We start from the raw sequence: 24,952 nt of genomic DNA, 5'->3' as shown, positions 1-24,952 counted from the left end.
AGGGGAGACCCCAGCGAGGACCTTCCAGCGCCTTGCGATCGCACGCACCAGACGACGTTCGCTGATCCGACCGGGGTTTAGACACAGGCTCTGAGACTTCTGGGCCACCGGGGGCTGAGTTGGGACACGCGCAGCGGGGTGGCGTGGTGTCCAGTTCCTCGCGGATCGGCTCTCAGCTGGAAGGGTCGACCTCACCGCCTCAGGGGGAGCGCTCCACTAGTGGCGCGGTGGCTGCCACCCTTCAGGCATTGGGCCGGCATACTCCGTGTTCGTCGTATGAACATGCTCGACGCCCCCACCGCCCTGGCCTCGCCCCGAATACTGGCCCAACTCGCCTCGCTGCACTCGATCTCCCGACACCAAGCGGTCTGCTCCTGCCCAGAAGGCACCAGGTAAACGGCACGGACCCTCCACCGCCAGGCCGGCGCCTGCGCCCGGCGTACGCAGCTGCGTAAAAGGTGGAGTCCCCCGCCTTCCCGGCGGGTTGGTGAGACCCCTGACAGCGCGTTCTCTTGGAACACCTCATCTTGTCGCGGTGCTGGCTCGCGGTGCTGGCCTCTCGAAGACCGCTCTCCCCGGATTGCCCACCACGAAAGCTCTTGACCTGGAGCGCGCTCCAGATCCGAGGATGAACCTCATGGATACCAACGACCCCCAGATCATCCTAGGAACAATGGACTTCGGCACCCGCGTCGATCCCGACCGGGGCTTCGCGATTCTCGACTCCTTCGCCGCCGGCGGCGGTGTCTGGCTCGACACCGCGAACTGCTACTCCTACTGGTCCGATCCCAGTGGTAGCGGGGGTGCCAGCGAGTGCGTCATCGGCGCGTGGCTCCGGGCCCGCCCGGCCACGCGCGGCGCGGTACGGATCGCGACGAAGGTCCGCCACAACCCACTCGTCCCGCACGCACCGCAGAGCGCCGAAGGGCTTTGCGCACGCGCCGTCCGCGTCGGCCTGGAGGGAAGCCTGGAACGTCTGGGCGTCGATCACGTTGATCTGCTCTGGGCCCACGCCGAGGACCGCGCTGTGCTGCTGGAGGAGACGGTCGGCGCCTTCGGCGAGCTGGTCGCGAAGGGAACGGCCCTGCGGGTCGGGGCGGCGAACCACGCCACCTGGCGCGTCCAGCACGCACGGTCGCTCGCCCAGGAGCAGCGCGTGGAACCGTGGAGTGCCCTGCAGCTGCGTCACTCACTCGTCCTGCCGCGCCCGCTCACCCCCCTCGCGGAGACCGGCCACCGCATGCTCACCGCCGAGGACCTGGACCTAGCGCGGTCGGAAGGGCTCGCCGTGTGGTCGTACACCTCGCTCATGTGGGGTTCCTACGTGCGCGCTGACAAACCGCTCCCGCAAACCTATGATCACCCCGGTACGGCCCGGGTGCTCACGGTCCTCAAGGACGTCGCCGGTGAACTCGCGGCCACGAGGAACCAGGTCGTCCTCGCCTGGCTGATGCGCCAGGGCATCGACCCCATCGTCGGAACGAGCCGGATGGAGCAGGTAGAAGAGGCACTGGCCGCACGCCACGTACGGCTCGACGACGAGCACCTGGCGCGCTTCGCCGAAGCGAGGTAACCGCGGATCACCCAAGGAGTCGCATGACCACCCTCACCCCGGCAGCGGCCGTCGACCGCACCGGTGTCCCGATCGACACGCTGCGGTACTACGAGCGTGAAGGGCTCATCGGTCCGATCCGGCGCTCCGCCGGCGGACGCAGGGAGTACACCGAGGACGACGTCTTCTGGATCGGCCTGGTCACCTGCTTCCGCGAGGCCGGACTCGGAATCGCGGACCTGCGGGACTTTGTCGCCATCCTGCGCGCCGACCACTCCCCGCAGGACAGGGTCGCCTTCCTCCGCGACCGCCGTGCCATCCTGGAACAGCGGGTGACCGGGCTGCACCGGGCCATAGAGGTCCTCGACGAGAAGATCGGCTACTACAGCTGAGCGCCAACAACCCCACACCCCACCACGTTCCCTGCCCCTCGCTACCTTCGGCTGACCGGCCCCAGCACCTGGCCTCGGTCACGTTCGCAGCGATGGATGTCACCAAATGCTCGGGCTAGTTGTCACAAGGTTCGTGTTCGCAGTCGGGTTGTCATGAATTTCGAAGCGTGCGCGACGATCGACGCTGAAGCGCTATTTGATCAAGCGGAAGTCGGGATGTTGCAGCCAGGCTTCCAAAGACTCCACGTCTCCGACATGTCGAAGCGACCGGTCCCCGCCGCCGGTGTCATGGGAGACCTCCACGAGCCTTCCCGGGAGTTCCGAGGCCAGTGCTCTCGCCCGGGCCAGGACTGCCTCGTTCCTCGTGTCGTCTCCCGCGGTGGGGTGACCACTCAGGAGGCCGTCGAAGTCGACCAGCGCATCGAGACGGCGGGCGAGAGCGAGCGTCAGGTGGCCGAGCAGCACGTGGTTCACCGACCCCGAGCAGCCGGCGCCGACTATCAGCCCCTGCACTGGTGGCCGCGAGAAAGCCGCATAGTCCTCATCCTCGGCAGGGATCTCCTCGTCCTCCGACAGGAAGAACACGCCGACGTCGGCCGGGTCGAAGGCCCGCAGGCCCAGGGCCGAACCGTCTCGCACCCAGAAATCCACGTCACCGCTGGCCTTGGCCTCCACCGGCTTGCAGAAGGTCTCCAACCACGGGACCACATCGGCCAGGATGTCCGCGAATCCGCGCGGTTCGAGGAGCCACAGTCCCATTGCCGGTCCCGACATACCGCCCCCAGAGCCTCGTGACCCAAGCGCCACCGGGATCCGGTTCTACCAGGTTGCGACGGCAGACGCCTGATCATTGTGGGCCTCGGCCCAAGCTCAAGATCAATTCCAGCGCTGGAGCGCAGGAACTCCGTCTCCGACAACGTCCCCACCAGACCATCGTGGCTCAGTTCCCCAGCCAGTTCACGAGCCCGCGACAACGAGGCTGCTGCGACCTCCCGAAAGACCTTCAAACCTGGGACGAGACCGGAAACCGAACCGACCAGCCGCAGTCTGACGGACCCATGCGCTGCGAGGAGAGCCACCCGAACATCATCAGGTGCTGGTCCCGGACCAGCGTGTTCGCACAGGTAGGTGCCACAGGACCCGCAAGAGAACTCCGAATCTGACCACAACTCATCGCGAAGGAGGAACTGGTTCACCTGCCGCACCGCCATGCTGCCGCACTCGCAAGGCGATGCGATCTTGGCGGTCTGACCCGTCACCCGTCACCCGAGCTCACCGACGTTCCACTCCAGAGGCAGATCCTCGCCGCAGAAGACGCATACGAAGTCCTCCTCCCGCACGATGTTGAGCTCCCGGCAGGCGTGGCATCGCCGAAAGACGACCTCGTGCGTGAACCCGGGCGGTCGATGAATCCCGATCCGATCCAGAGCCATGGCCACGGCGGGCCATGAGCTGATGTCCGGGCAGTAGCCGGTCGACTGGTTGCTGACCTCCTCGACCACCCACCACCCGGACTCCTCGCGGAAGCTCATCTCACCGGCGCTCAGGACCTCTCCGCCGCCGGCACACACCACGTGCTCACTGCGACGCGGAGCCAGTCGCAGTACCCCGTCGACATCGACGACGAACGTGAACGGCTCGGCCAACTCGTCCAGGGTCAGCGCCGAGACCCACTCGCTGAAGTCTGCCGCCGAGTGGATGCCCCGACCCTCACCACCCGCCCGGACAAGCTCCTTCAGCTCAGCTGGACCCACATACCGAAACCTTTGCCCCCGTGTCTCCACGCACACCAACGTAGTGGCTCACGCGGCCAGGGCCTGGGGGATTACCTTCCGGCGACTACGGGCGACTGGTGACAGAAACCCCTGCGAAGTGACAGTTGTCGCTGCGAGTCACATTCATGCATGCCGTGCTCCTCCCGGCGGAGCCTGCGGCCCATTCCCTGGCGTGTTCGTCGAGCACCGCCCGCCGTTCCGACGCCGGCTTGTCGGCCCTCTTACGCACGTTCGAGATCCACATCGGCATACGCCAACTGGTCCCACTCGAGACGGCACGCCTGCACCCACGTCCCCAAGCCCCCGCCCTGCACGACCAGTTCGTCAGGCACCCTGGCGGGCTACCTGACGCACGCCAAGGAATCCGGCTTCGTCGTGCGGCACACTGTCGACCGGACCCGCCCGGTCATCGATCGCTCCTGTCAACTGGGCGCTGTACTGGCCGGCCTGGCCTCCACCTCACCGGCCGGAGCCTGCTCCGTCTGCGCCGGCCCGGCCTTCGGGAGCTCAGCGAATTGGACTGGCAGACCGTGCTTGTCACCATCGAAGCGCACCGGGCAGTAGGACGCTCCACCAGCCATACCGCTCTCGTAGTCGATAAACTGCAAGGCCACGAGACCGTTTCATAGAGGCGGACGAGACGGCAGACAGGTCCTCCGCCAACTGCCCTCACGCTGGTACGTCGCGGTACGCGCGTTCGTCTGACGTGGCCGCCACACCGCTGGCCCCGCCGCCGGCGGACCGGATCACGATCATCCAGTAACTCCCCCGGGGAGAAGGGGCGAGATGGGCCTGCCGGCATGCCGCCCCTTTCTCGTCGGCTCCCGAACGGCTCGGCCGTCGCAGATGGGTCATCGAGAGGACCATGTCGTGGCATAGGACACCGTCCAAGCGCGTGCGGGAGGCAGGTCGTAGCGTCTGACGGCCAGGTACGTTTCCGGCGTGGGCTGCTTCGAGGAGACCCTCGTCGCCTTCCAGGTCGAGCCTCGGCCTCTGGGGGCTGCTCCCGGAAGATCCGTCGCTGGGGGAGCCGTTGTACTTCCTGGTCTTCGTCGCTGAGCCCCTGGTCGAGGGCCGGCTGATCCTCGACGCGCAGTCTCAAGTGAAGGGCGTCGTTATGCCGGACGGTCTTCCGGTCTGGAACGCGGCACAGCCACTCACAGACCGTAGTTGCCGCGTTCGACCTCCAGGGAACGGCTGGCGAACCCCCGTTCGGCCTGGCCCAGCGTGCGCACATACACGATGCGCTCGCCCCGCGCACCGGAGATCCGCGCCCAGTCGTCGGGATTGGTGGTGTTCATCAGGCGCTGGGTGTCGCGGATCTCCTCCTTGGCGGCCTGGATCAGATCCTGGACGCGAATCCCGAGTGGTGCCGCGGTACCGGCCAGGTGGCGGTCCATGGCGAACCACTTCGCGCGTTCCACGATGGTGCGGATCGCCGCGCCGGAGGTGAAGTCGCGGAAGTACACGACCTCCTTGGCCCCGCTCTGGTAGGTCACTTCCACGAACCGGTTGGGGTCGGCATCGGAGTACAGGAAGGTGACGACGTGACGGATCATGGTCTGGATTGCCTCGGCCACCGATCCCTCGTGAGCGTTTAATGCGTCGGGGTGCAAGGGCAGTTCGGCGGTGAGGTGCTTCGCGAAAATATCGTGGGCGGCAGCCCGGTCCGGCCGGTCTACGCGGATCTTGAGGTCGAATCGGCCGGGGCGCAGCAGGGCCGGGTCGATGAGGTCCTCACGGTTGGAAGCGCCGATCACGATCACGTTCTCCAGGCCGCGTATCCCGTCGAACTCGGCGAGCAGCTGGGGCACGACGGTCTTCTCCACGTCGCTGGAGACACCCGTTCCCCGGGTCTGGAACAGCGAATCGATCTCGTCGAAGAACACCACCACGGGCACCCCGTCGCGTGCGGTGTGTCGGGCCCACTGGAATATGGAGCGGATCGTGCGCTCCGTCTCGCCCACGTATTTATTGAGCAGTTCTGGTCCAGCGACGCTCAAGAAGCGGGCGCGGGCACCGTCTTCACCGCATCCGGCGGCCGGAGGCCGTGCCAGCGCGGTGGCTACCGCTTTCGCGATGAGCGTTTTCCCGCAGCCGGGAGGTCCGTACAGCAGAATGCCCCGTGGAGTCCGCAAGCCCATCCGACGGCACAGCTCCGGCTGGTTCCGGGTGAGTTCGAGGGCCCGGCGGATCTGTTCGAGTTGCTGGTCGAGGCCGCCAATCTCCTCGTACTCCACCTGCGCCGGCATGTCGTGCAACAGCCCGCGGATCTCTCCCTGCGGAATTGAGTCTTTCGGCACCACCTCGTAGGCGTAGCCAGAGCGGGGCTCCACAAGCAGTGAGTCCCCGGGGTGCAGCTCGATGCTGCGCAGCGGCGCGGCGAGACGGATCACCCGTTCGTCGTCGGTGGGCCCCACGACCAGGGCGCGGATGCCGTCGGGGAGCAGGCCCTTGAGGGTGGCGATGTCACCGGCGCGTTCAAACTCCAGGACCTCGACAATGTTCAGGGCCTCGTTCAGCATCACCTCTTGCCCGGGGCTGAGGCACTCGGTGTCCACGGTGGAGGCGGAGTTGACGCGGAGCTTGCGGCCGCCGGTGAAGATGTCGGCGGTGCCGTCGTGGTGGGTGCACAAGAAGATGCCGAACCCGGCGGGCGGTTGGGCAAGCCGTTCCACTTCGTCTTTCAGGGCGATGATGTGGTCGCGGGCTTCGCGAAGGGTGCTGGCGAGCCGTGCGTTCTGGTCGGTCACGGCCGTCAGGTTGGTCTGGAGCTCGACGATCTGCTCCCGCCCGTCTTCGATCACCGCTCCTCCAGTTCGAGTGCGGCATCCAGGCCCGCCTCAATGGCCGGGTGGAAGGTGACGGCTGAGCGGGCTCGCAGTTCGGGGAAGGCGAGGAGCAGAAGGAAGAGGATCACGTCGAGGGGCTGCGCTGTGGGAATGTATCCGTGGCTGCCGCTCGTCACGGCGAGAAGCGACAACTTTGCGCGGTGGCGCGGCGCGAGGTCGATGAAGGCTGAGAGCTCGCCGAGGGTGTCAACGCCCGCCAGGCTGGCGAGGCTCAACAGCGTTCCGGCGACGGCACTGTCCGGCAGCTGATCGGCCACGATTTTCCGCGGGTCGCGTTCGAAGCCGCACTCGCCGGCCACCGCGACCACCTGCTCTACCGGAAGACGGGCCCAGCTCGACCTCAGAGAATCGATGTTCAGCGGAAGAAGCGACCAATCTCCGGTGCCTGCCTGCGACCGGTAGCGTGCCCTGACCTCCTCCACCTCGCTGCGGTAGTTGGCGAAGATCTCGTCGCCGGTCTCCAGGAGCGCCGCCACCCGGAACAGTTTCCTGCGGATCTCTGGCGGGGTTTCCGCCTCGTTCTTGTAATCCAGGCTGTGGCTGATGGAACCCCAGGCGTCCTGTAGGACCGTGCGCACCTGGAATTCAACCCAGAAGTGAGCGTACGGGGCATATTCGTGCAGTTCGTTGCGACGCTCGTCGAGACAGCCAATGAGGTGCAGACTGCGATAGCCGAACGCGTCTGGCGACTGCGCCTCCCTGCTCTCCTCTTTGAGGACGCGAAACTCTCGCTTCAGCAGCCCTCGTACGAGCTCCACATCCGCGAGAAAGTACGTCACGATGCGCACCCCGCACAGATCCTCGGCGTCCGAGAGCCACTCGTAGCCTGGATGGCGCTGGAACTTGTCGAGCAGACTGGCCGGGTCCTTGGCCCGCGCCTCTACCGAGTGCGGCTTCAGCCCGCTACCCCGGCAAAGCTGTTCAATCAGCGAGCGCAGGACGGCGGCGTATCCGGTGACGACCGGATACACCGCTGGGTACGCCGTGGCAATCCGGTCCCGCGCAATGTCATCGCCATACACAGGCACCCTCCCCTGAGGCGAATGACGCAGGAAGAACAGAGTAGAACCCTCTGCCTCCTTCCGCAGCGCTCCGGACCAACCTCCTGGGCCGATGCCCGTGGTCTACCCACCATTTCCCGGCATCCTCACCGTTTTCCCGTCTCAGCCTGAGATTAAAAAACCTGGTCGTCGGCCTTGTGCCCCTCCTCGGTGTGAGTGTTGGTGCAGCAGCGACGTTGCTCGTGCAGCGAAGCGCGGCCCGGGAGACGCGAGCGCGAATCGCCGAGGAGCGGCGCGCCGCACACCGTGCCGAAGTCAAGGCTGCGATCTCCAGCTATTTGGAGGCAGCACACAAGCTGCAAGGTGAGCTGGATGCCCGGGAGCGCGGGGAAGCCGCACCAGCTATCAAGGGCCTCGTTGAACGACTTTGGCCGGCCGAGAAGCAAGTCGAGATCATTAGTTCAGACGATCTTCAACAACCCCTCATCGCACACAACAAGGCATTGCATGATGTGTCCCGCGAGCCGACGCAGTACCCGGACTGGTGGGTACACCTGGAACCGCTTCAGACAGACCTGCTCCGTGCGGTAAAGAGGGAACTGCGCCAACTGTGTACGCCGACACCGACTCCCTCACGGGGCATCCCGCGCTTCACGGAACTCCGCACCCAACACGCGTAGGCCGGTTTGCCGGCTGAGGAACGGGGTGCCGGGTTCAGCGGCCTGCCCTGCCGGGGCCAGACAGCCCGCTACGGAAGCAGTTCCAGGGTGATGTGCGGGAACAACGCGCGCAGGAAGTCGGGTGCGTCGAAGATCGCGCCTGCGGCGGCGACGCCGACCGCGCGGGTGCGGCCGGTGAGGATGCGGTCGAGGGCCTCCACGACGAGGGGTGCGGTGACGGCGTAGATGTCCTGACCGTGGGCCACGGCGCGGCGTTCGGTGCCGCCCGAGCGTACGACCGCGTCGACGAGGAACGTCTGGTCCGATCGTCCGCTCTCGTCGGCCGCAGCCGGGGTTGGTGTGCTCGGGGACGTGATGTCACGGACCGCTTCGACCGTCATGTAGGTGGTCACTTCCGGGATGGACAGGTGGCTGGGCAGGGTCACGGCGTCGGCCATCGTGAACTCCCCGATCACCGACCGTTGGCCCATGGGTTCAGGGAAGCGCCATTCGAGGGTCGGCGGAGCGTCGGTGCGGTACTCCCACCGGCCGCCCGTATAGCGCATGCGCCTCTCACCGCGCCGCTCCCGCGAGACCGCGCCCGAAAGCCGAGTCCCGGAGGTGGGGTGCCAGCTGCTCAGGGCGTACGCGACGTGTGCTTCGTCGGCCTCGGTCCAGTCACCCATCGCCGCGGTGGCCAGCAGGTCGCCCAGACCGCCGAAGAAGGCCATCGCCGGGACGATCACCGCACCGGCGTTCCGTGCCCGGTCGGTGAAGTGGGCGAAGGTGTCGATGTTGGCCTCTAGCTCGGCCGCCACATCCAGGTACGGGATCTTCGCGCGCAGGGCCGCCTCGATCACGGGGGCCGTCGTCGAGGCGAAGGGACCAGCGCAGTTGATCACTGCCGCTGCGTCGGCCAGTACGCGGTCGAGCGAGGCCGGGTCGTCGACCGACGCCACGTGTGCGTCGAGACCGGTTTCGTACCCCAGCGCCTTCAACTTGTCGGCGTCGCGGCCGGACAGTACCGGGACGAACCCACGCTCCATCAGCTCTGCGATCACGAACCGCCCGGTATGTCCATACGCACCAAAAACCGCCACCGTCTGACGTGATCCCATGAGGTCGCTCCTCCGTGCTCGAAACGTCCGCCGCTGATCTGCTGCGGTCCGTTACGGACATCCTGCCGAGGGCCTGCACCTTGGCATGAGTGTCTGGAACGACATGACCCATACACTTTCGGACATGCATACTGTCGCACTGGCCGTCACCGACGGCATGCTGCATTTCGAGCTGTCCCTGGCCTTCGAGGTCTTCGGAGCCGACCTGACCCACATCGTCGACCCCTGGTATCAGTTCTCCGTCTGCGGACCGAGCGTCGTACAAGTCGACCGCTTCCATCTGGAGCCAGACCACGGGCTCGACCACCTCCCAAACGTCGACACCGTGATCGTCCCGGGCTGGGCCGACACCGACCAGGACCCTCCGGCCGAACTCGTTGACGCGTTGCGCGCGGCGCACGAGGCGGGCGCGCGCGTGGTCTCGCTGTGCACGGGCGCCTTCGTGCTCGCCGCCGCCGGCCTGCTGGACGGCAAGAGGGCGACCACGCACTGGGCCCACACCCGGGAACTGGCCAAGCGCCACCCCAAGGTCACGGTCGATCCGGACGTCCTCTACGTCGACAACGGCGACGTGCTCACCTCCGCCGGCAAGGCCGCCGCCATGGACCTGTGTCTGCACCTCGTCCGCCTCGACCACGGCTCGGCGAACGCCAACAAGATCGCCCGCCGCCTCGTCGCAGCACCACACCGCGACGGCGGCCAGGCCCAGTTCATCACCACCCCTGTCCCCACCCCGGGCAACCACCCCCTCACCAAACTCTTTCCCTGGGCACTCCAACGCCTCGACGAGCCGCTCACCGTGGAGGACCTGGCCCGCCAGGCACGGATGAGCTCACGTCACCTTGGCCGCCACTTCAAGCACGTCACCGGCACCACCCCGCTGCAGTGGCTCCACACCCAACGCATCCGCCACGCCCAGGAACTCCTGGAAACCACTGACAACACCATCGCCGCGGCCACCGGTATGGGCACCGCCACGACACTGCGCCGACACTTCCACCGGACCGTCGGCGTCCCCCCGGACACCTATCGCCGTACCTTCCGCTCCCACACCCACCCCGGCCCGAACCGCGGCGAGTGACACCACCTGCGCGAAGCACAGGAAACGAGCAGTCAGAGGAATGCGCTCACGGCGGCGCCGGCGCCAAGCCCGTCCGCTCTGCGGCTCATCATCCCTGGGCCTGCGGCTCGTCACGGATGACCTTCCAACCTGCTGACCATCGTTCAAGTGTCGAGACGACGACGAACTTGGTCAGCCGCTCCTTGGGCAGGATGGCTGGCTTCCTCGTCGTGCTGTCCACCACCTGCCAGCGCGAAATATCCAGGCAGCTGGAAAGCGTTACGAGAGCTTCCGCCCTCTTCATGGGCCTGACTGACGCGGGAGTGTAGCGGTGGAGACGTCGATGCTCCTCAGCGTGTACCGGGAGGGGAAGGGGTGGCGGCTCAGGGGTCAGCTCAGTGTGCATGGCAAGGGGTGTGGCCGTCTGGAGTCGGTGACGCCCGGGCTGACCGGAGGGGCCAGCGAGGTCAAAGTCGTGTGTTCGAAGTCGCTTGAGTCGGGCGAGAAGCACGTCTCGTTCTCGCGGTGGACGGGGCGGCCGTCTCTCCGGTTGCGTCTGGAGGAGAACCTCCGCCCCGCCACGTTCAGTGAGACGGTCAAGCTCACGGGTACAAACGACTGGTCGCGCCGCTGTGTCAATAGCGGTGGTGTCAGGGTGAGTTGGAGGGGGGCTGGAGCGGCCCCGGTGCGCGCCCTGTGGCGGCATGAACTTCGGTCGCCCTACCCTCGCCCCATGGCGACGACCGAAGCGCGAAGGCCCCCGTCCCGTCCGCCGTCCCAGCCGCCGCCGGGACGCCCGCCGTCGGGGCCGGGGCCGGACAAGAACCCGCCGATGCCCCCGAATCCTCCCGGGTCGCGCTGATCATGCGCGTGGCACACATCGGCTGGGACCAGCTCCCCGACGAGACCCGTACGGCGGTGGACCGCCAGGTGGGGGCCACCTACGAGGTGACGGGGATGAGCACGGGGGAGAGCACCGGCATCGCCACGCTGCTCACTGTCCCGGACGGTTCGAAGGTATTCGTGAAGGGCTTGCCCGTCGAGCACGAGCGTGCCGAGGAGCTGGAGCGGGAAGCGAGGGTCAGCCACCGACTCCCCGACTACGCGCCGAAGCTGCTGTGGTGGGTGGAGGCCGGCGGGTGGCGGTTGCTGGGGTTCGAGGGCGTCACCGCGACCCCGTGGGCCGACTTCACACCTGACGGCGGGCACTTGGACCAGGTGGCCGCCGTTCTGCGGGACCTGAGCACCCGTCCGGCACCGGACGTCGGATTGATGACGGCGTGGGACCGGTGGGGCCCCTACTGCGACCCGCAGGACGAACCCTTGTTGACCGGGGAGTGTCTCCTGCACACCGATCCCGCCGCGACGAACTTCCTGATCAACGGTGACCGGGCGTGGCTGGTGGACTGGGCCTGGGCGGCCCGGGGGCCGGGATGGATCGATACGGCGCTGTGGGGGTACCGGCTGATCCTGGACGGCAAGCACACCCTGGAGCAGGCGGCGGAGCAGATCGCGGGCATCCCTGTGTTCGCCGCCGCAGCCTGCGAGGGGGTGCGCGTGCTCACGGAGGCGGAGGCGCGTTCGTGGGAGGACTGGCAGGCGTACGGCACCGAGGGCATCGAGTCGACCGCCGAGGCCGCCCGCCGGTGGGCCGACTTCTGGCACCGCCGATGACGGTACTGCCTGAGTGAGTAGCCGTGCCATTACTGCTCGCCTGCCAGGTGCGTTCAGCTACGAGCTGCGGCGGGGCAAGCCCGAGTGGGCATCGGCTGGTTGTCAGGGCCCGGCGATCGAGCTTGCGGCTCCGGAGGGTGTTCATTCGCCGAACGCGTTACCCGGCGGGCCGCCCGAACCCGCCCTGGTGCCACATGTGAGATTGCCGGGCGACCCCATCGGGACCTCGACAGCGGTATATCAGGCGCTGCTCCGGTGCGCGGCGAACCGCACTGGAGCCTGCATCTTCGGACGAACCTGTCGCAGGGAGCCAGTAGCGTCCGCAGGCCCGGTCGCCGCGTACGCGAGCGGACACGTCGGCCGTCGCATGTGCCGGTGACTCAGGCCCTGGCGCACAGAGCAGGTCGCCATGGGCGCCTGGGGAGACGCCCATGGCGACCTGCGCTCCAGAGGGTGTTCTAGAGGGTGTTGTGGAAGGTGCGGTTGATGACGTCGAGCTGCTGCTCGCGGGTGAGGCGTACGAAGTTGACCGCGTATCCGGACACCCTGATGGTCAGCTGCGGGTAGTTCTCCGGGTGCTCCATGGCGTCTTCGAGCATCCTCTTGTCGAGGACGTTGACGTTCATGTGGAAGCCGCCGCTCTCCACGTAGCCGTCGAGGACACCGGACAGGTTGGCGACGCGTTCCTGCGGGGTCCGGCCGAGAGCGTCAGGCGTGACGGTGTTGGTGAGTGAGATGCCGTCCTCGGCGTCGTCGTACGGGAGCTTGGCGACGGACATAGAGGAGGCGATGTAGCCGTGCCGGTCCCGGCCGTTCATCGGGTTGGCGCCCGGGGCGAAGGGCTCGCCCGCGCGGCGGCCGTCGGGGGTGTTGCCGGTCTTCTTGCCGTAGACGACGTTCGAGGTGATCGTCAGGATCGACTGGGTGTGCACCGCGTCGCGGTAGGTGGGGTACTTGCGGAGCTTCTCCATGAAGTCGTGCACGATGCGCACCGCGATCTGGTCGGCGCGGTCGTCGTTGTTCCCGTACGCCGGGTAGTCGCCCTCGATCTCGAAGTCGACGGCGAGGCCGCTCGCGTCGCGCACCGGGCGGACCTTGGCGTGCTTGATCGCCGAGAGCGAGTCGGCCGCGACGGACAGCCCCGCGGCGCCGAAGGCCATCGTGCGCAGGGGGTTGTAGTCGTGCAGGGCCATCTCGATGCGCTCGTAGGCGTACTTGTCGTGCATGTAGTGGATGACGTTCATCGCGTGCACGTACGTCTTGGCGAGCCAGTCGAGCAGTGCGTCGTACTGGCGGGCCACCGTCTCGTAGTCGAGGACCTCGTCCGTGAGCGGCTGGAACCCCTCGGCGACCACCTGCCCGGTCTTCTCGTCACGGCCGCCGTTGATCGCGTACAGGAGTGCCTTGGCGACGTTGACGCGGGCGCCGAAGAACTGCATCTGCTTGCCGGTCGCCGACGGTGACACGCAGCACGCGATGGCAGTGTCGTCCCCGTACTTGGGGCGCATCAGGTCATCGGACTCGAACTGCAGGGCAGAGGTGTCGATGGCCACCTGTGACGCGAAGTCCTTGAACCCCTGAGGAAGCCGCGGCGACCAGAAGACCGTGAGGTTCGGCTCGGGGGCGGGCCCCAGGTTGTAGAGGGTCTGCAGGTAGCGGAACGAGGAGCGGGTCACCAGCGGCCGGCCGTCCTCACCGATGCCGCCGATGGACTCCGTCACCCACGTCGGGTCGCCGGAGAAGCCCTGGTTGAAGTCCTCGGTGCGCAGGAAGCGCACGATGCGCAGCTTGATGACGAAGTCGTCGACGAGTTCCTGCGCCTGCACCTCCGAGAGGAGACCGGCGTCGATGTCCCGCTGGAGGTAGATGTCGACGAACGTGGAGGTGCGGCCCAGCGACATGGCCGCGCCGTTCTGCTCCTTCACCGCTGCCAGGTAGGCGAAGTACGTCCACTGGATCGCCTCGCGGCCCGTGCCGGCGGGGCGGGAGATGTCGCAGCCGTAGGAGGCCGCCATCGTCCTCAGTTCGTTCAGCGCCTTGATCTGCTCGGAGATCTCCTCGCGGTCGCGGATGACGGACTCCGTCACCCACTCCTCGCCCAGCCGAGCCTTCTCCGACTCCTTCGCCGCGACGAGGCGGTCCACGCCGTAGAGGGCGACGCGCCGGTAGTCGCCGATGATGCGGCCGCGGCCGTAGGCATCGGGGAGGCCGGTGATGATGCCTGAGGTACGGCAGGCGCGGATCTCGGGAGTGTAGGCGTCGAAGGTGCCCGCGTTGTGGGTCTTGCGGAGCTGGGTGTAGATCTCCTTGATCCGGGGGTCGGGCTTGTACCCGTAGTCCCTCAGCGAGGACTCGACCATGCGCCAGCCGCCGTTGGGCATGATGGCGCGCTTCAGCGGGGCGTCGGTCTGCAGACCGACGATCAGGTCCAGGTCCTGATCGATGTATCCGGGGCCGAAAGCGTCGATGCGGGACGGTGTTGACACGTCCACGTCGAGGATGCCGCAGGCGATCTCCTGCGGGAACAGGGCCAGAAGTTTTTCCCAGACGGCCGTCGTGCGGGCGGTGGGGCCGGTGAGGAAGGAGGCGTCGCCCTCGTACGGGGTGTAGTTGCACTGGATGAAGTTACGGACGTCGATCGCGTCCCGCCACAGGCCGCCCTTGAAGCCGTCCCACGCCCGCTCGCCGGCCGGTGCTTCAGCAATCGCTGTCATGGATTCTCACCTTTCCAAGGCTTTATCCCCGCGCTTTCAGTGGACACCCATTGATGGATCATCCTGGCGGGCCAAAAGTCCTCTTTCTCAGGCCCAAGGAACCTCCTGCGGAGTCTTTCTGCCCTTGAGCCAGAGGCGTATTGCGGCCATCAGTCGCAACAGTCCGGTGCGCCCAGGCGTGCGAGCGGGGGGTCTGCTGGACGATCGGGTGAGATCTGAACTGGCTCGCCCTGTGGGGCGGGCGGGAAGGATGTCGTTGTGCCGAAGCCTTGTCCGGAGGAGTTCCGGGATGATGTGGTGCGGGTCGCGAGGAACCGTGGCCCGGGTGTGACGCTGTCGCAGTGGATGCGCCGGGCGGAACATCGACGACGGAGTGAAACCCGTCGCCAACCTCCTCATCGCCTCCCGGGACTGGATCACCTCCTTCCGGCTACCGCCCTATGCACCTGACCTCAACCCCGTCGAAGGCATCTGGTCACTGGTTCGCCGCGCGGGTCAGAACAACATCGCGTTCACCGACTGGGACCACCTCATGCGCGTCCTGCGGCGAACTCTCCGAGAGATCCAATACCGCAGCGACGTCATCGACGGATGCCTCGCCGCAACCGGCCTCCACCCCACGACAACCCGCCTGAAAGCCCAGTAGCGGGAGGGCGGCGGCCTCGTACAGGGTGATGCCCGCGACAACAGTGTCGGCCAGTCCCGCCTCCGTGCCCCTGCGCTGGGACCAGCCGGCACGATCCAGGACAAGCCTGTTCGATTCCTCGTGCGTAGGGGTATGTCCTGCCTTGCCGACCGTACGTCAGGGCTCGGAGCGGATCTGGCTGATGGGGGAATCGTGCGCACTCGCGTGTCCGGACTGGGCCTCGGTCCAATCCGAGGTGACTACACCGTCATGACCCTGTTCGCGGGCACCCTGCTGCAGATATTTCGGGGATTCCTGCTGATCTTCTGGGTCGTCATGGCCGGTCTCACCGTGTTCACCCCCGACCAGGTCGACGGGAACCTCGTCTGGACGACGGCTGTGGTGATCGCCGTCTACACCGTGACGTTCGGATGGCGGCTGCTGACCGCTTGGCTCGGCATGAACCGGTGCTACCTCCTGGCGGAGGGGGTGGCCGTGACCAACCGCTTCGGCCGGGTGGCCGATTCTGTGGCCTGGAGCGAGGTGACCGGTGTCCAGCAGACAACGGTCGTGGAACTCTATATGGGAGCGCACCGCATGGAGATCCATCGGAATCAGACCGCCAAACCCCTCACGCTCCTGGCACCGGGCGTGAAATTGCGACTGGTGGAAGCGCTGCAGTGAGGACATCGGGGGCCCGGGCCGTCGCCGTGCGCGTCGCTGGCGACCATGGCGATGTGGGCTATGAACGTGGTGTCGGTGCCGGCCTGTCAGTGCTCTTCACCAGCCGGGCATTTGACGGACTGTCCGGCGCTGACCCGTACGACATGGCCGTCGCGGGTGCTGACCAGGCCGATGCCGTCGGTGATGTACAGGTCTGGCCATTGGCGTGGGAGTGCTGGTTGGTGCGGGTTCCGGGCGTGAAGCGGACCATGGCGGCGGCGGGGCGGGCTGGTCCGGCGGGGTTTCAGTCCTGTTGAGGTAGACGTCGCCGGTGATTCGTTTGTCGGGTGCCTTGACCGTCGGGGCCGAGGGGGTGTGCACCGCGCTCTGGCGACCGTGTCCGGCCCGGTCACCGTCGCACGATGCGCGCTGCACGCCCCGGGCCGGCGCAATGTCTGCCCGGCCGACGCTGTCCTCGCGCTGCCGCGGGAGCGGCACAGTTTCGGAGTGCGACGCGTCATGGGCATGCTAGGGCGTGGACCGGACTCAAACCATGGCGAGAGCCAGCTGGCGCAGTCGCTCCAGGTCGGTTCTGGGACGCCTCGTCTCACGCGCGATGCGGGGACGCGTGCCAACGGGATGCCGGCCATCGGGGCCCGCAAGGCGATCGAGAACACCGACCCCGACGACCTCGATGCCATCTGCCGGCCGGACGGCCCGGAGATGCCCGAGGGAGACCGTGCAGCGTTGCGTGGCGGATCCGGACGAGTCGGTGAAGCGAGCGCGAGTACGGTCATGGCGAGCGCCGAGCCGGGGAGGAACCACAGCATCGTGCGGCGTCAGCCCACCTTGTCCATGGCGATGGCTCCGACCACTCCCGCAAGGACAAGCATCGCCCCGATGCCGATGCCGATGCCGATGCCGATGAGGAGAGCCACGGAGTCACCGAGACCCGCGTCGTGAAGGATCGTCGGCGCGTAGTAGCGATGGCGTTGATTCCGGTGAGCTGAGAGAAGACCGCGATGCCTACCGCGATCACGAGAGCCGGACGCAACCAGCGTTGTCCGAGTTGCTGCCATTTACCTGACGGGGGAGCGGAGTTGCGGGCAACTGCCGCGATCTCGGCTGCTTCCGCCGCGACGTCTGCCGGTCACGGCCTGCGCGTGACCCGCACGGCACGCGACAGTGCGCTCCGACGGCCCTCGCCGGAGCGCACTGTCCCTGTGCCTCTGCGGATTGAGCAGGGCTGTCGGCGGTGGCCCTACGGCAGGACCCACGTCTGGTTCGGGCCGGTGTGGCAGCTCCACAGATGGACTGCGGTGCCGTCGTTCCAGACCCCGCCGGAGGCGTCCAGGCACTTGCCGGACTGCGGGTTGCGCACCGTGCCGTCGGCCTGGGGCTGCCATGTCTGGGAGGCGGTGCTGTTGCAGGTCCACAGCTGGACCTTGGTGCCGTCGGCGGTGCCGCCGTTGCTCACGTCGAGACACTTGTTCAGTGCGCGCACGGTTCCGTCACCGGGGACCGTCCACTGCTGGGCGGCGCTGCTGTTGCACGTCCACACCTGGATCTTCGTGCCGTCGGCGGTGCCGCTGTTGTCGACGTCCAGGCACTTGCTGTTGACGCCCTTGACTTCGCCCGTGCGGGACGGGGAGCCGGGCAGCTGGTTCATCGTGTACCAGGCTTCGGTGCTCCACAGCTGCTTGCCGTCGGTGGCGCTGAAGGGGCGGGCCGAGCGTATGTGCACCACCCGGTCGGCCTTGAGTCCCGGGACCGTCAGGGTGACCGTTCTGCGGTCGGCCGAGAGGGTGGCCGACTGAGCGGTGAGGGTCTCCTCGTCGACCTTGGGGCCGCCGTACGCGGCGGTGGGCACGTACCGCCACTGCTTGATCTTGTAGCGGGCGGCCAGGTTCGCGGCGGTCTCCGTCGACACCGGCTGGGTGTATTCGAGGGCGAAGCCGCCCGGTACGGCGCGCATGGCGCGGATGTCGAAGGCCTCGGTGCCGTTGGGGGTCAACTTCTGGAGTCCGTGGCTGAGTTTGCCCTCCTGGCCCCAGTTGCCGCCCGCGCCGAGCCCGCCGGCGTAGAGCGCTCCATCGGGTCCGAGGCTGATCCGGGTGACGCCGGCCTCCAGCCCCTGGGTGAGGCGGAAGACCGCGCCCTGGTACTCGCCGCCGACCTTCTCCAGGAAGCCGCGCTGGATGCCGCCGTAGGTCACGTCGCCGAACAGCATCTGGCCGGCGAAGGGGCCGGTGGTCAACTGGAGCGGTGTGCTGGGGGAGTTGGCTATCTCGTTCTGCGGCAGCCACAGCACCGGCTTGGTGACGGGGCGGGAGTCGAAGGGGCCGTCCGGGTTCATGTGGTGGTTGAAGAAGCGGTCCTGCTTGATGTGGACCAGCTTGGAGGAGGGCAACCAGCCGCCCTGGTTGTCGGTGGCGAACAGGTCGCCGTCAGGGCCCCAGCCGATGCCGTTGGGCGTACGCAGGCCGCCTGCGACGTAACTGACCGCGCCGGTCGCCTTGCTGATCTTGAGGGTGGTGCCGCGGTTCGGTGCGGGCTGCGGATCCGTCGTCGCGCCGCCGTAGTTGATCGACACCGACAGGTTCAGGTAGAAGAACCCGTCCCTGTACAGCAGGCCGAAGGCGAACTCGTGGAAGTTGCCGCCGAACGGCCAGGTGGCGACCCTGCGGTACTGGTCGGTGACCTCGTCGCCGTTGGTGTCGGTCAGCTCGGTCAGCTCGTGCTTCTGCGACACGTACAGCTTGCCGTCCACGTACTTGACGCCCATCGGCTCCTTGAGACCCGAGGCGATCTTCTTGTACGTGACCTTGTCGGGCCCCGTGCTGCCGGTGACGTTGCTCAGCACGTACACCTCGCCCGCGGTGTTGTTGCTGCCGCCCCAGGTGGTGACGGCCAGGCGGCCGTCCGGGAGCCAGTCCATCGCCGAGACCTGCGGTTCGAAGCCGGCCGGACGCAGGTTCGTCAGGGTGTAGTTCGGGTGGACGGCGGTCAGCGGAAGGCCGTCGCCCGGGGAGTCGGCGCCGCCCTCGCACTCCTTGCGTCCCGGCGAGGTGACCCGTACGACATCGGCGTCGGTGCTCAGGACGGACTGGGGAACCACGGTGAAGCCTGCGGCGCCCGGCGGTTTCCAGGCGAGGGTGACCTGCTGGCCGCCGTCGCGTTCGAAGTGCTCGATGCGCAGCGAGTGCGGGCCCGCGGTGAGGGAGACCTCGCCGTCCTTGGACTCCGGGCCGTGCAGCCCGTCGTGCGAGATCACCGGCTTGTCGTCGACCAAGAGCCGGGAGCCGTCGTCGCTGGTGAGCCGGAAGGCGTAGGTGCCGGCCGTGGGGGCGGTGAGGTTGGCGAGGGTCTGGGAGACGAACTGGGAGCTCAGACCGAAGTCGGCGTCCGCGGACCAGTTGATGACCGGCATCAGTTTGTCGACGTTCGGAGTCTGTCCCGGCTTGAGCTCGCAGAGCGCGTTCAACGGCACCTGAACGTCGAAGACGCGCAGGGTGACGCCAGGTACCTGCGGTGGAAGTGGTGCGACAGCAGCGGGAGTTGGGGCGGCTGGTGCGGCGGTGACCGCGGGCGACATCAGTCCCAGCGCCAGGAACGACGCGGTGAGAGTGCCGGCGAGACGTCTGCCGAGCCGGTGGGAGTACAGCCGTGGATACACGTAACCTCCTGTGCGGACCTCGGAGTTGAGGAACGACTTGGGCAAGTGGAAGATCCACCGCTGCCGGGGCGCGCCGTCGACCCGGTTACGGAGTGGTGCGGACGGGGACACATGAGGTCCGTGCCGTCGCGTCGCACACAGTAGGGACTTCTCGTGAGCCCGTCCATGCTTTGTCACCACGGTGTACAAAGTTTCCGTTCTGCCAGGTGAGCCGTCCCCTTCAGGCGCTTTGTCTCCGCGCTGGAGAAAGTTGCGGACGGGTGTGACCAAAGGCTTCCTGGTCAAGGGAATAGCCATTACCTTCCTGGTCTGTACCGGACAACAAAGGCCGGGCGCCCAGCTTTTCCTCCTCCTCCTGCTGGACGTCCGTCTTCCCGGCGCGACGGCGCGCGCCTGTGCTTCAGACTCCCCACCCCGTTGTCATACGGAGGATGCGCGTGCACAGGAGACTCTCCCGACCCCTCGCGGCGCTCGCCTGCACCCTGCTCGCCGCCGCGGGCGCCCTCACCGCCCAGCAGAGACCCGCGTCCGCGGCACCTGCCGCGGACACCTTCCAGCAGGTCACCCTCGCCAAGGGGGTGGCCGAGACCGGCGAGCCGATGACCCTCGCCGTACTGCCCGACAGATCGGTCCTGCACACCTCGCGCGACGGCACCCTGCGCCTCACGGACGCGGCCGGAGCCACCAAGGTCGCCGGCAAAATCGACGTGTACCCACACGACGAGGAGGGCCTCCAAGGCATAGGCGTGGACCCGGGGTTCGCCGCCAACCGCGCCGTCTACCTCTACTACGCCCCGAAGCTCACCACCCCGGCGGGCGACGCCCCCGCGAGCGGCACGGCAGCCGACTTCGCACCGTTCGACGGCGTCAACCGGCTGTCCCGGTTCGTGCTCCGGACCGACGGCACCCTGGACCTCGCCAGCGAGAAGAAGGTCCTCGACGTTCCCGCCTCCCGCGGCCTGTGCTGCCATGTCGGCGGCGACATCGACTTCGACGCCCAGGGCAACCTCTACCTCTCCACCGGCGACGACACCAACCCGTTCGCCTCCGACGGCTTCAGCCCTCTCGACGAGAGGGCGTCCCGCAACCCCGCATACGACGCCCAGCGTTCCGCCGGCAACACCAACGACCTGCGCGGCAAGGTGCTGCGCATCAAGGTGGCCGCCGACGGCAGCTACACCGTCCCGGTGGGCAACCTCTTCGCCCCCGGCACCGCGAAGACCCGGGCCGAGATATACGCCATGGGCTTCCGCAACCCCTTCCGGATGAGCGTCGACAAGGCGACCGGCACCGTCTACCTCGGTGACTACGGCCCCGACGCGGGCACCGCCAACCCCGGACGTGGACCGGCGGGACAGGTGGAGTTCAACCGGATCACCAAGGCGGCCAACTTCGGCTGGCCGTACTGCACGGGCAACAACAGCCCCTACATCGACTACGACTTCGCCACCTCCACCTCCGGTGCCGCCTTCTCCTGCACCGCACCGAAGAACACCTCGCCGCGCAACACCGGCCTGGCCGACCTGCCCCCGGCCCAGGCCGCCTGGATCCCCTACGACGGTGGATCGGTCCCCGAGTTCGGCTCCGGCTCGGAGTCGCCGATGGCCGGACCCGTCTACCGCTACGACGCGGCGTCCACCTCCGCGGTCAAGTTCCCGCAGAGCTTCGACGGCGACTTCTTCGCCGGTGAGTTCGGCCGACGCTGGATCAAGCGCATCGAGCAAGGCACCGACGGGACCGTACAGTCGATCAACGCCTTCCCCTGGCAGGGCACCCAGGTCATGGACATGGCCTTCGGCCCGGACGGCGCGCTCTACGTCCTGGATTACGGCACCGGCTACTTCAACGGCGACGCCAACAGCGCCCTGTACCGCATCGAGCGCGTCAACGGCGGCCTCGCCCCGATCGCCAAGGCCGCGGCCAACCGCACCTCCGGCCCAGCCCCACTGGCCGTCCAGTTCTTCTCCGCGGGCAGCTCCGACCCCGACGGCGACCCGCTGACCCACTCCTGGAAGTTCGGCGACGGCACCACCTCGACCGCGGCCAACCCCTCCCACACGTACACCGCCTACGGCCGCTACACCGCCGAACTGACCGTCTCCGACGGCACCGGCAACACCGCCACCGCCTCCGTGCTCGTCACCGTCGGCAACACCGCGCCCACCGTGACGCTGGACCTGCCCTCCGAAGGGTCCGTCATCGACCCGGGCGCCGCCGTACCGTTCAAGGTGACCGTCACCGATCCCGAGGACGGCACCATCGACTGCTCCAAGGTCAAGGTCACCTTCATCGTCGGCCACGACAGCCACGGCCACCCGCAGACCTCCGCCACCGGCTGCTCCGGCACCGTACAAACGCTGGCCGACGGCGAGCACGACCCCAACGCGAACATCTTCGGCGTCTGGGACGCCGAGTACACCGACAAGGGCGCGAACGGCCAGAGCGCCCTGACCACCCACGACCAGAACATCAGCCAGGGCAGCAAGCGCCAGGCCGAGCACTTCGGCGCCTCGGCCGGCGTGCAGATCGTCGACAAGGCCTCCGCGCACGGCGGCAAGACGGTCGGCTACATCGACAACGGCGACTGGATCTCCTTCACGCCCTACAACCTTTCGAACGTCACCTCGCTGACCGCCCGCGTCTCCTCCGGCACCTCCGGAGGCACCCTGGAGGTACGGGCCGGCTCGCCCACCGGCACCCTGCTCGGCTCCACGGCCGTCCCCGCCACCGGAAGCTGGGACACCTTCCGGGACGTGTCGGTGGCCCTCAACGCCCGCCCGGCCGGCGCGACCACCCTGCACCTCGTCTTCAAGGGGGGCACCGGATCCCTCTTCGACGTCGACGACTTCACCCTCACCACCACGGCGACCCCTCCGCAGGGCGGCGAACTCAAGGGCGTCGGCGGTAAGTGCGCCGACGTTTCCAACGGTTCCAGTGCGGACGGCACCCAGATCCAGCTGTGGACCTGCAACCAGTCGGCCGCCCAGAAGTGGACCAGGCACGTGGACGACAGCCTGCGCGCGCTCGGCAAGTGCATGGACGTCAGTGGCGGCGGCTCGGCCGACGGCACGAAGATCCAGCTGTACGGGTGCAACGCCTCCGGCGCCCAGAAGTGGGTGGCGCAGACCGACGGCACGCTGAAGAACCCGCAGTCGGGCAAGTGCCTGGACGCGGCCGGGGGCTCCTCGGCCGACGGCACCAAGCTCCACCTGTGGACCTGCCACACCGGCGCCAACCAGAAGTGGACCCTGTCATGAACCGACGACTCCGTCGCGTTGCCTGCTGGGCCGTCTGCGGCCTGCTCGGCACCTTCGCCCTGCCCGCCAGCCTCTCCTCCGCCGCACCCACTTCCGCCCCGCCCGCCTCCGCCCCGCCCACCCGCGCGGCCGAGGCGCTCGCGGCCGACCCGGCGTACGACGTGCTGGTCTTCTCCCGGACCACCGGCTTCCGGCACTCCTCCATCGACGAAGGCATCACCGCCCTGCGCGAACTGGGCGCCGCGAACAACTTCACCGTCACGGCGACCGAGGACCCAGCCGCCTTCACTTCCGCGAACCTCGCGGGTTTCGAGAGCGTCGTCTTCCTCTCCACCACCGGCGACGTCCTCAACCCCGCCCAGCAGACCGCCTTCGAGGGGTACATCGGGGCCGGTGGCGGATACGTCGGCATCCACGCGGCGGCCGACACCGAGTACGACTGGACCTGGTACGCGGGCCTGGCCGGCGCCCTGTTCCAGTCGCACCCGCACATCCAGCCCGCCACCGTGAAGGTCGAGGACCGCGCGCACGACGCCACCGCCCACCTCGGATCCACCTGGCAGCGGACCGACGAGTGGTACGACTACCGCACCAACCCGCGCAGCACCGCACACGTCCTGGCCTCGCTCGACGAGTCCACCTACAGCGGCGGCGCGATGGGCGGCGACCACCCGATCGCCTGGTGCAAGGACTACCTGGGCGGGCGAGCCTTCTACACCGGCGGCGGCCACACCGAGGCCTCCTACGCCGACCCCGCGTTCCGCCGCCACCTGCTCGGCGGCATCCGCTGGGCCTCGGAGATGACCGAGGCCGACTGCCGCGCGGAGAGCGGCTACACCACGCTCTTCGGTTCGGCGGGCACCGCCGGGTGGAAGCAGGCCGGTCCCGGCTCCTTCGCCCACAGCGACGCCACCCTGACCTCCCAGGGCGGCCTGGGAATGCTCTGGTACCAGGCCAAGGAGCTCAAGTCGTACTCCCTCAAGCTCGACTGGCGCCAGGCGGGTGACGACAACTCCGGGATCTTCGTGGGCTTCCCGGCCTCCGACGACCCGTGGTCGGCCGTCAACAACGGCTACGAGATCCAGATCGACGCCACGGATGCCGCCGACCGCACCACCGGCGCCGTCTACGGCTACAAGTCCGCCGACCTCGCCGTCCGTGACGCGGCCCTGAACCCGCCGGGGGAGTGGAACACCTACGAGATCCGCGTCGAGGGCGAGCGGCTCCAGCTCTTCCTCAACGGCCGGAAGATCAACGACTTCACCAACACCGACCCCGCCCGCAGTCTCCTCCAGGGCCACATCGGCCTGCAGAACCACGGCGACGGCGACGACGTGTCCTTCCGCAACATCCGCATCAAGGAACTCGGCGGCACCACCGGCCCCCGTGAAGGCGCCCTCACCGGCATCGGCGGCAAGTGCGTCGACGTCTCCAACGGTTCCAGTGCGGACGGCACCCAGATCCAGCTGTGGACCTGCAACCGGACGCCCGCCCAGAAATGGACGGTCGCCGCGGACAACACCCTGCGCGCACTCGGCAAGTGCATGGACGTCAGTGGCAGCGGCACGGCCGACGGCACCAAGATCCAGTTGTACGGGTGCAACAACACCGGCGCCCAGAAGTGGGTCCCGCAGGCCGACGGAACTCTCAGGAACCCGCAGTCGGGCAAGTGCCTGGACGCGGCCGGGGGCTCCTCGGTCGACGGCACCAGGCTCCACCTGTGGGCCTGCCACACCGGAGCCAACCAGAAATGGGCCCTCCCCGCCTGAGCGGCCCTCCCCCCGACCCCGTCGTCACCGTGGAGGACGGTGACGACGGAACCGGCCCCTCCACCGGGCCGGTGACGGCGGCGGGACGCGACGCCGAAGCGCCCCGCCGCCGTACCGAGCCGAACCTGGATTCGCCGCCACCCCGCAACGGGACCCCATCCGATC

The 24,952-nt window shown here is 67.8% G+C and carries 15 protein-coding genes and 2 pseudogenes; 9 read left to right on the top strand and 8 right to left on the bottom strand.

The genetic code is table 11. The annotated features are described in order from the left end of the window. Positions 1-637: 637 nt before the first annotated feature. Positions 638-1,573, top strand: a complete 936-nt coding sequence (locus ACIA73_RS38985; protein WP_399443724.1) for an aldo/keto reductase — start codon at positions 638-640, stop codon at positions 1,571-1,573. 23 nt (positions 1,574-1,596) lie between these two features. After that, positions 1,597-1,944 carry a MerR family transcriptional regulator gene (locus ACIA73_RS38980; protein WP_399443723.1) on the top strand — a complete coding sequence of 116 codons (348 nt, stop codon included), beginning with the start codon at positions 1,597-1,599 and terminating at the stop codon, positions 1,942-1,944. A gap of 192 nt (positions 1,945-2,136) precedes the next feature. Here ACIA73_RS38980 and ACIA73_RS38975 read toward each other — a convergent pair whose 3' ends face one another. The 4 genes and pseudogenes from ACIA73_RS38975 to ACIA73_RS38960 all read right to left on the bottom strand — a co-directional run bounded on the left by ACIA73_RS38975 (position 2,137) and on the right by ACIA73_RS38960 (position 7,593). After that, positions 2,137-2,718: a DUF6368 family protein gene (locus ACIA73_RS38975; protein ID WP_399443722.1), complete on the bottom strand. Its 582-nt coding sequence runs from the start codon at positions 2,716-2,718 to the stop codon at positions 2,137-2,139. Positions 2,719-3,206: 488 nt separating this feature from the next. Further along, the gene (locus ACIA73_RS38970; protein ID WP_399443721.1) at positions 3,207-3,728 is read right to left on the bottom strand and encodes a hypothetical protein; all 522 of its coding nucleotides are present in this window, start codon (positions 3,726-3,728) and stop codon (positions 3,207-3,209) included. Between the two features lie 1,148 nt (positions 3,729-4,876). After that, positions 4,877-6,508 (bottom strand): annotated as a pseudogene (arc, locus tag ACIA73_RS38965) (proteasome ATPase); the annotation flags it as partial. A gap of 14 nt (positions 6,509-6,522) precedes the next feature. Further along, positions 6,523-7,593: a GTP pyrophosphokinase family protein gene (locus ACIA73_RS38960; RefSeq protein WP_399443720.1), complete on the bottom strand. Its 1,071-nt coding sequence runs from the start codon at positions 7,591-7,593 to the stop codon at positions 6,523-6,525. Positions 7,594-7,784: 191 nt separating this feature from the next. On the opposite strand from ACIA73_RS38960, the gene ACIA73_RS38955 reads away from it, so the two are divergent. Further along, positions 7,785-8,252, top strand: coding sequence for a hypothetical protein (locus ACIA73_RS38955; protein WP_399443719.1), 468 nt, complete (start codon positions 7,785-7,787; stop codon positions 8,250-8,252). A gap of 68 nt (positions 8,253-8,320) precedes the next feature. Here the strand turns inward: ACIA73_RS38955 and ACIA73_RS38950 are convergent, their stop codons facing one another. Next, complete coding sequence (locus ACIA73_RS38950) at positions 8,321-9,349, bottom strand: saccharopine dehydrogenase family protein (RefSeq protein ID WP_399443718.1); 1,029 nt, start codon at positions 9,347-9,349, stop codon at positions 8,321-8,323. Positions 9,350-9,473: 124 nt separating this feature from the next. Here ACIA73_RS38950 and ACIA73_RS38945 point away from each other — a divergent pair, with 124 nt between their 5' ends. Beyond that, positions 9,474-10,430: a helix-turn-helix domain-containing protein gene (locus tag ACIA73_RS38945; protein WP_399443717.1), complete on the top strand. Its 957-nt coding sequence runs from the start codon at positions 9,474-9,476 to the stop codon at positions 10,428-10,430. Positions 10,431-10,518: 88 nt separating this feature from the next. On the opposite strand, the gene ACIA73_RS38940 is transcribed toward ACIA73_RS38945, so the two are convergent. Then, positions 10,519-10,713, bottom strand: coding sequence for a hypothetical protein (locus ACIA73_RS38940; protein WP_399443716.1), 195 nt, complete (start codon positions 10,711-10,713; stop codon positions 10,519-10,521). Between the two features lie 560 nt (positions 10,714-11,273). On the opposite strand from ACIA73_RS38940, the gene ACIA73_RS38935 reads away from it, so the two are divergent. Beyond that, positions 11,274-12,083: an aminoglycoside phosphotransferase gene (locus ACIA73_RS38935; protein ID WP_399443715.1), complete on the top strand. Its 810-nt coding sequence runs from the start codon at positions 11,274-11,276 to the stop codon at positions 12,081-12,083. Positions 12,084-12,541: 458 nt separating this feature from the next. On the opposite strand, the gene pflB is transcribed toward ACIA73_RS38935, so the two are convergent. Continuing rightward, the gene (gene pflB / locus ACIA73_RS38930) at positions 12,542-14,797 is read right to left on the bottom strand and encodes a formate C-acetyltransferase (RefSeq protein WP_399443714.1); all 2,256 of its coding nucleotides are present in this window, start codon (positions 14,795-14,797) and stop codon (positions 12,542-12,544) included. A 397-nt stretch (positions 14,798-15,194) separates the two neighbouring features. On the opposite strand from pflB, the pseudogene ACIA73_RS38925 reads away from it, so the two are divergent. After that, positions 15,195-15,443, top strand: a pseudogene (locus tag ACIA73_RS38925) (transposase); the annotation flags it as partial. 249 nt (positions 15,444-15,692) lie between these two features. Next, a complete protein-coding gene (locus ACIA73_RS38920) occupies positions 15,693-16,106 on the top strand; it encodes a hypothetical protein (RefSeq protein WP_399443713.1) in 414 nt (137 codons plus the stop codon). A gap of 1,240 nt (positions 16,107-17,346) precedes the next feature. Here ACIA73_RS38920 and ACIA73_RS38915 read toward each other — a convergent pair. Next, entirely contained in the window at positions 17,347-19,680 is a 2,334-nt protein-coding gene (locus ACIA73_RS38915; RefSeq protein WP_399443725.1) for a ricin-type beta-trefoil lectin domain protein, read from the bottom strand. A 518-nt stretch (positions 19,681-20,198) separates the two neighbouring features. Between ACIA73_RS38915 and ACIA73_RS38910 the strand changes: the two genes are divergently transcribed. Beyond that, on the top strand, positions 20,199-23,018 hold the full coding sequence (locus ACIA73_RS38910) for a PQQ-dependent sugar dehydrogenase (RefSeq protein ID WP_399443712.1): 2,820 nt from the start codon (positions 20,199-20,201) through the stop codon (positions 23,016-23,018). Then, positions 23,015-24,787, top strand: a complete 1,773-nt coding sequence (locus ACIA73_RS38905) for a ThuA domain-containing protein (protein ID WP_399443711.1) — start codon at positions 23,015-23,017, stop codon at positions 24,785-24,787. The genes ACIA73_RS38910 and ACIA73_RS38905 overlap by 4 nt, the downstream gene beginning before the upstream one ends. Positions 24,788-24,952 lie beyond the last annotated feature (165 nt).

It is taken from the genome of Streptomyces sp. NPDC051561 (assembly GCF_044454195.1).
Taxonomy (GTDB): domain Bacteria; phylum Actinomycetota; class Actinomycetes; order Streptomycetales; family Streptomycetaceae; genus Streptomyces.
The sequence above is the reverse complement of the archived record's forward strand: the minus strand, read 5'-3'. Positions and strand labels throughout refer to the sequence as shown.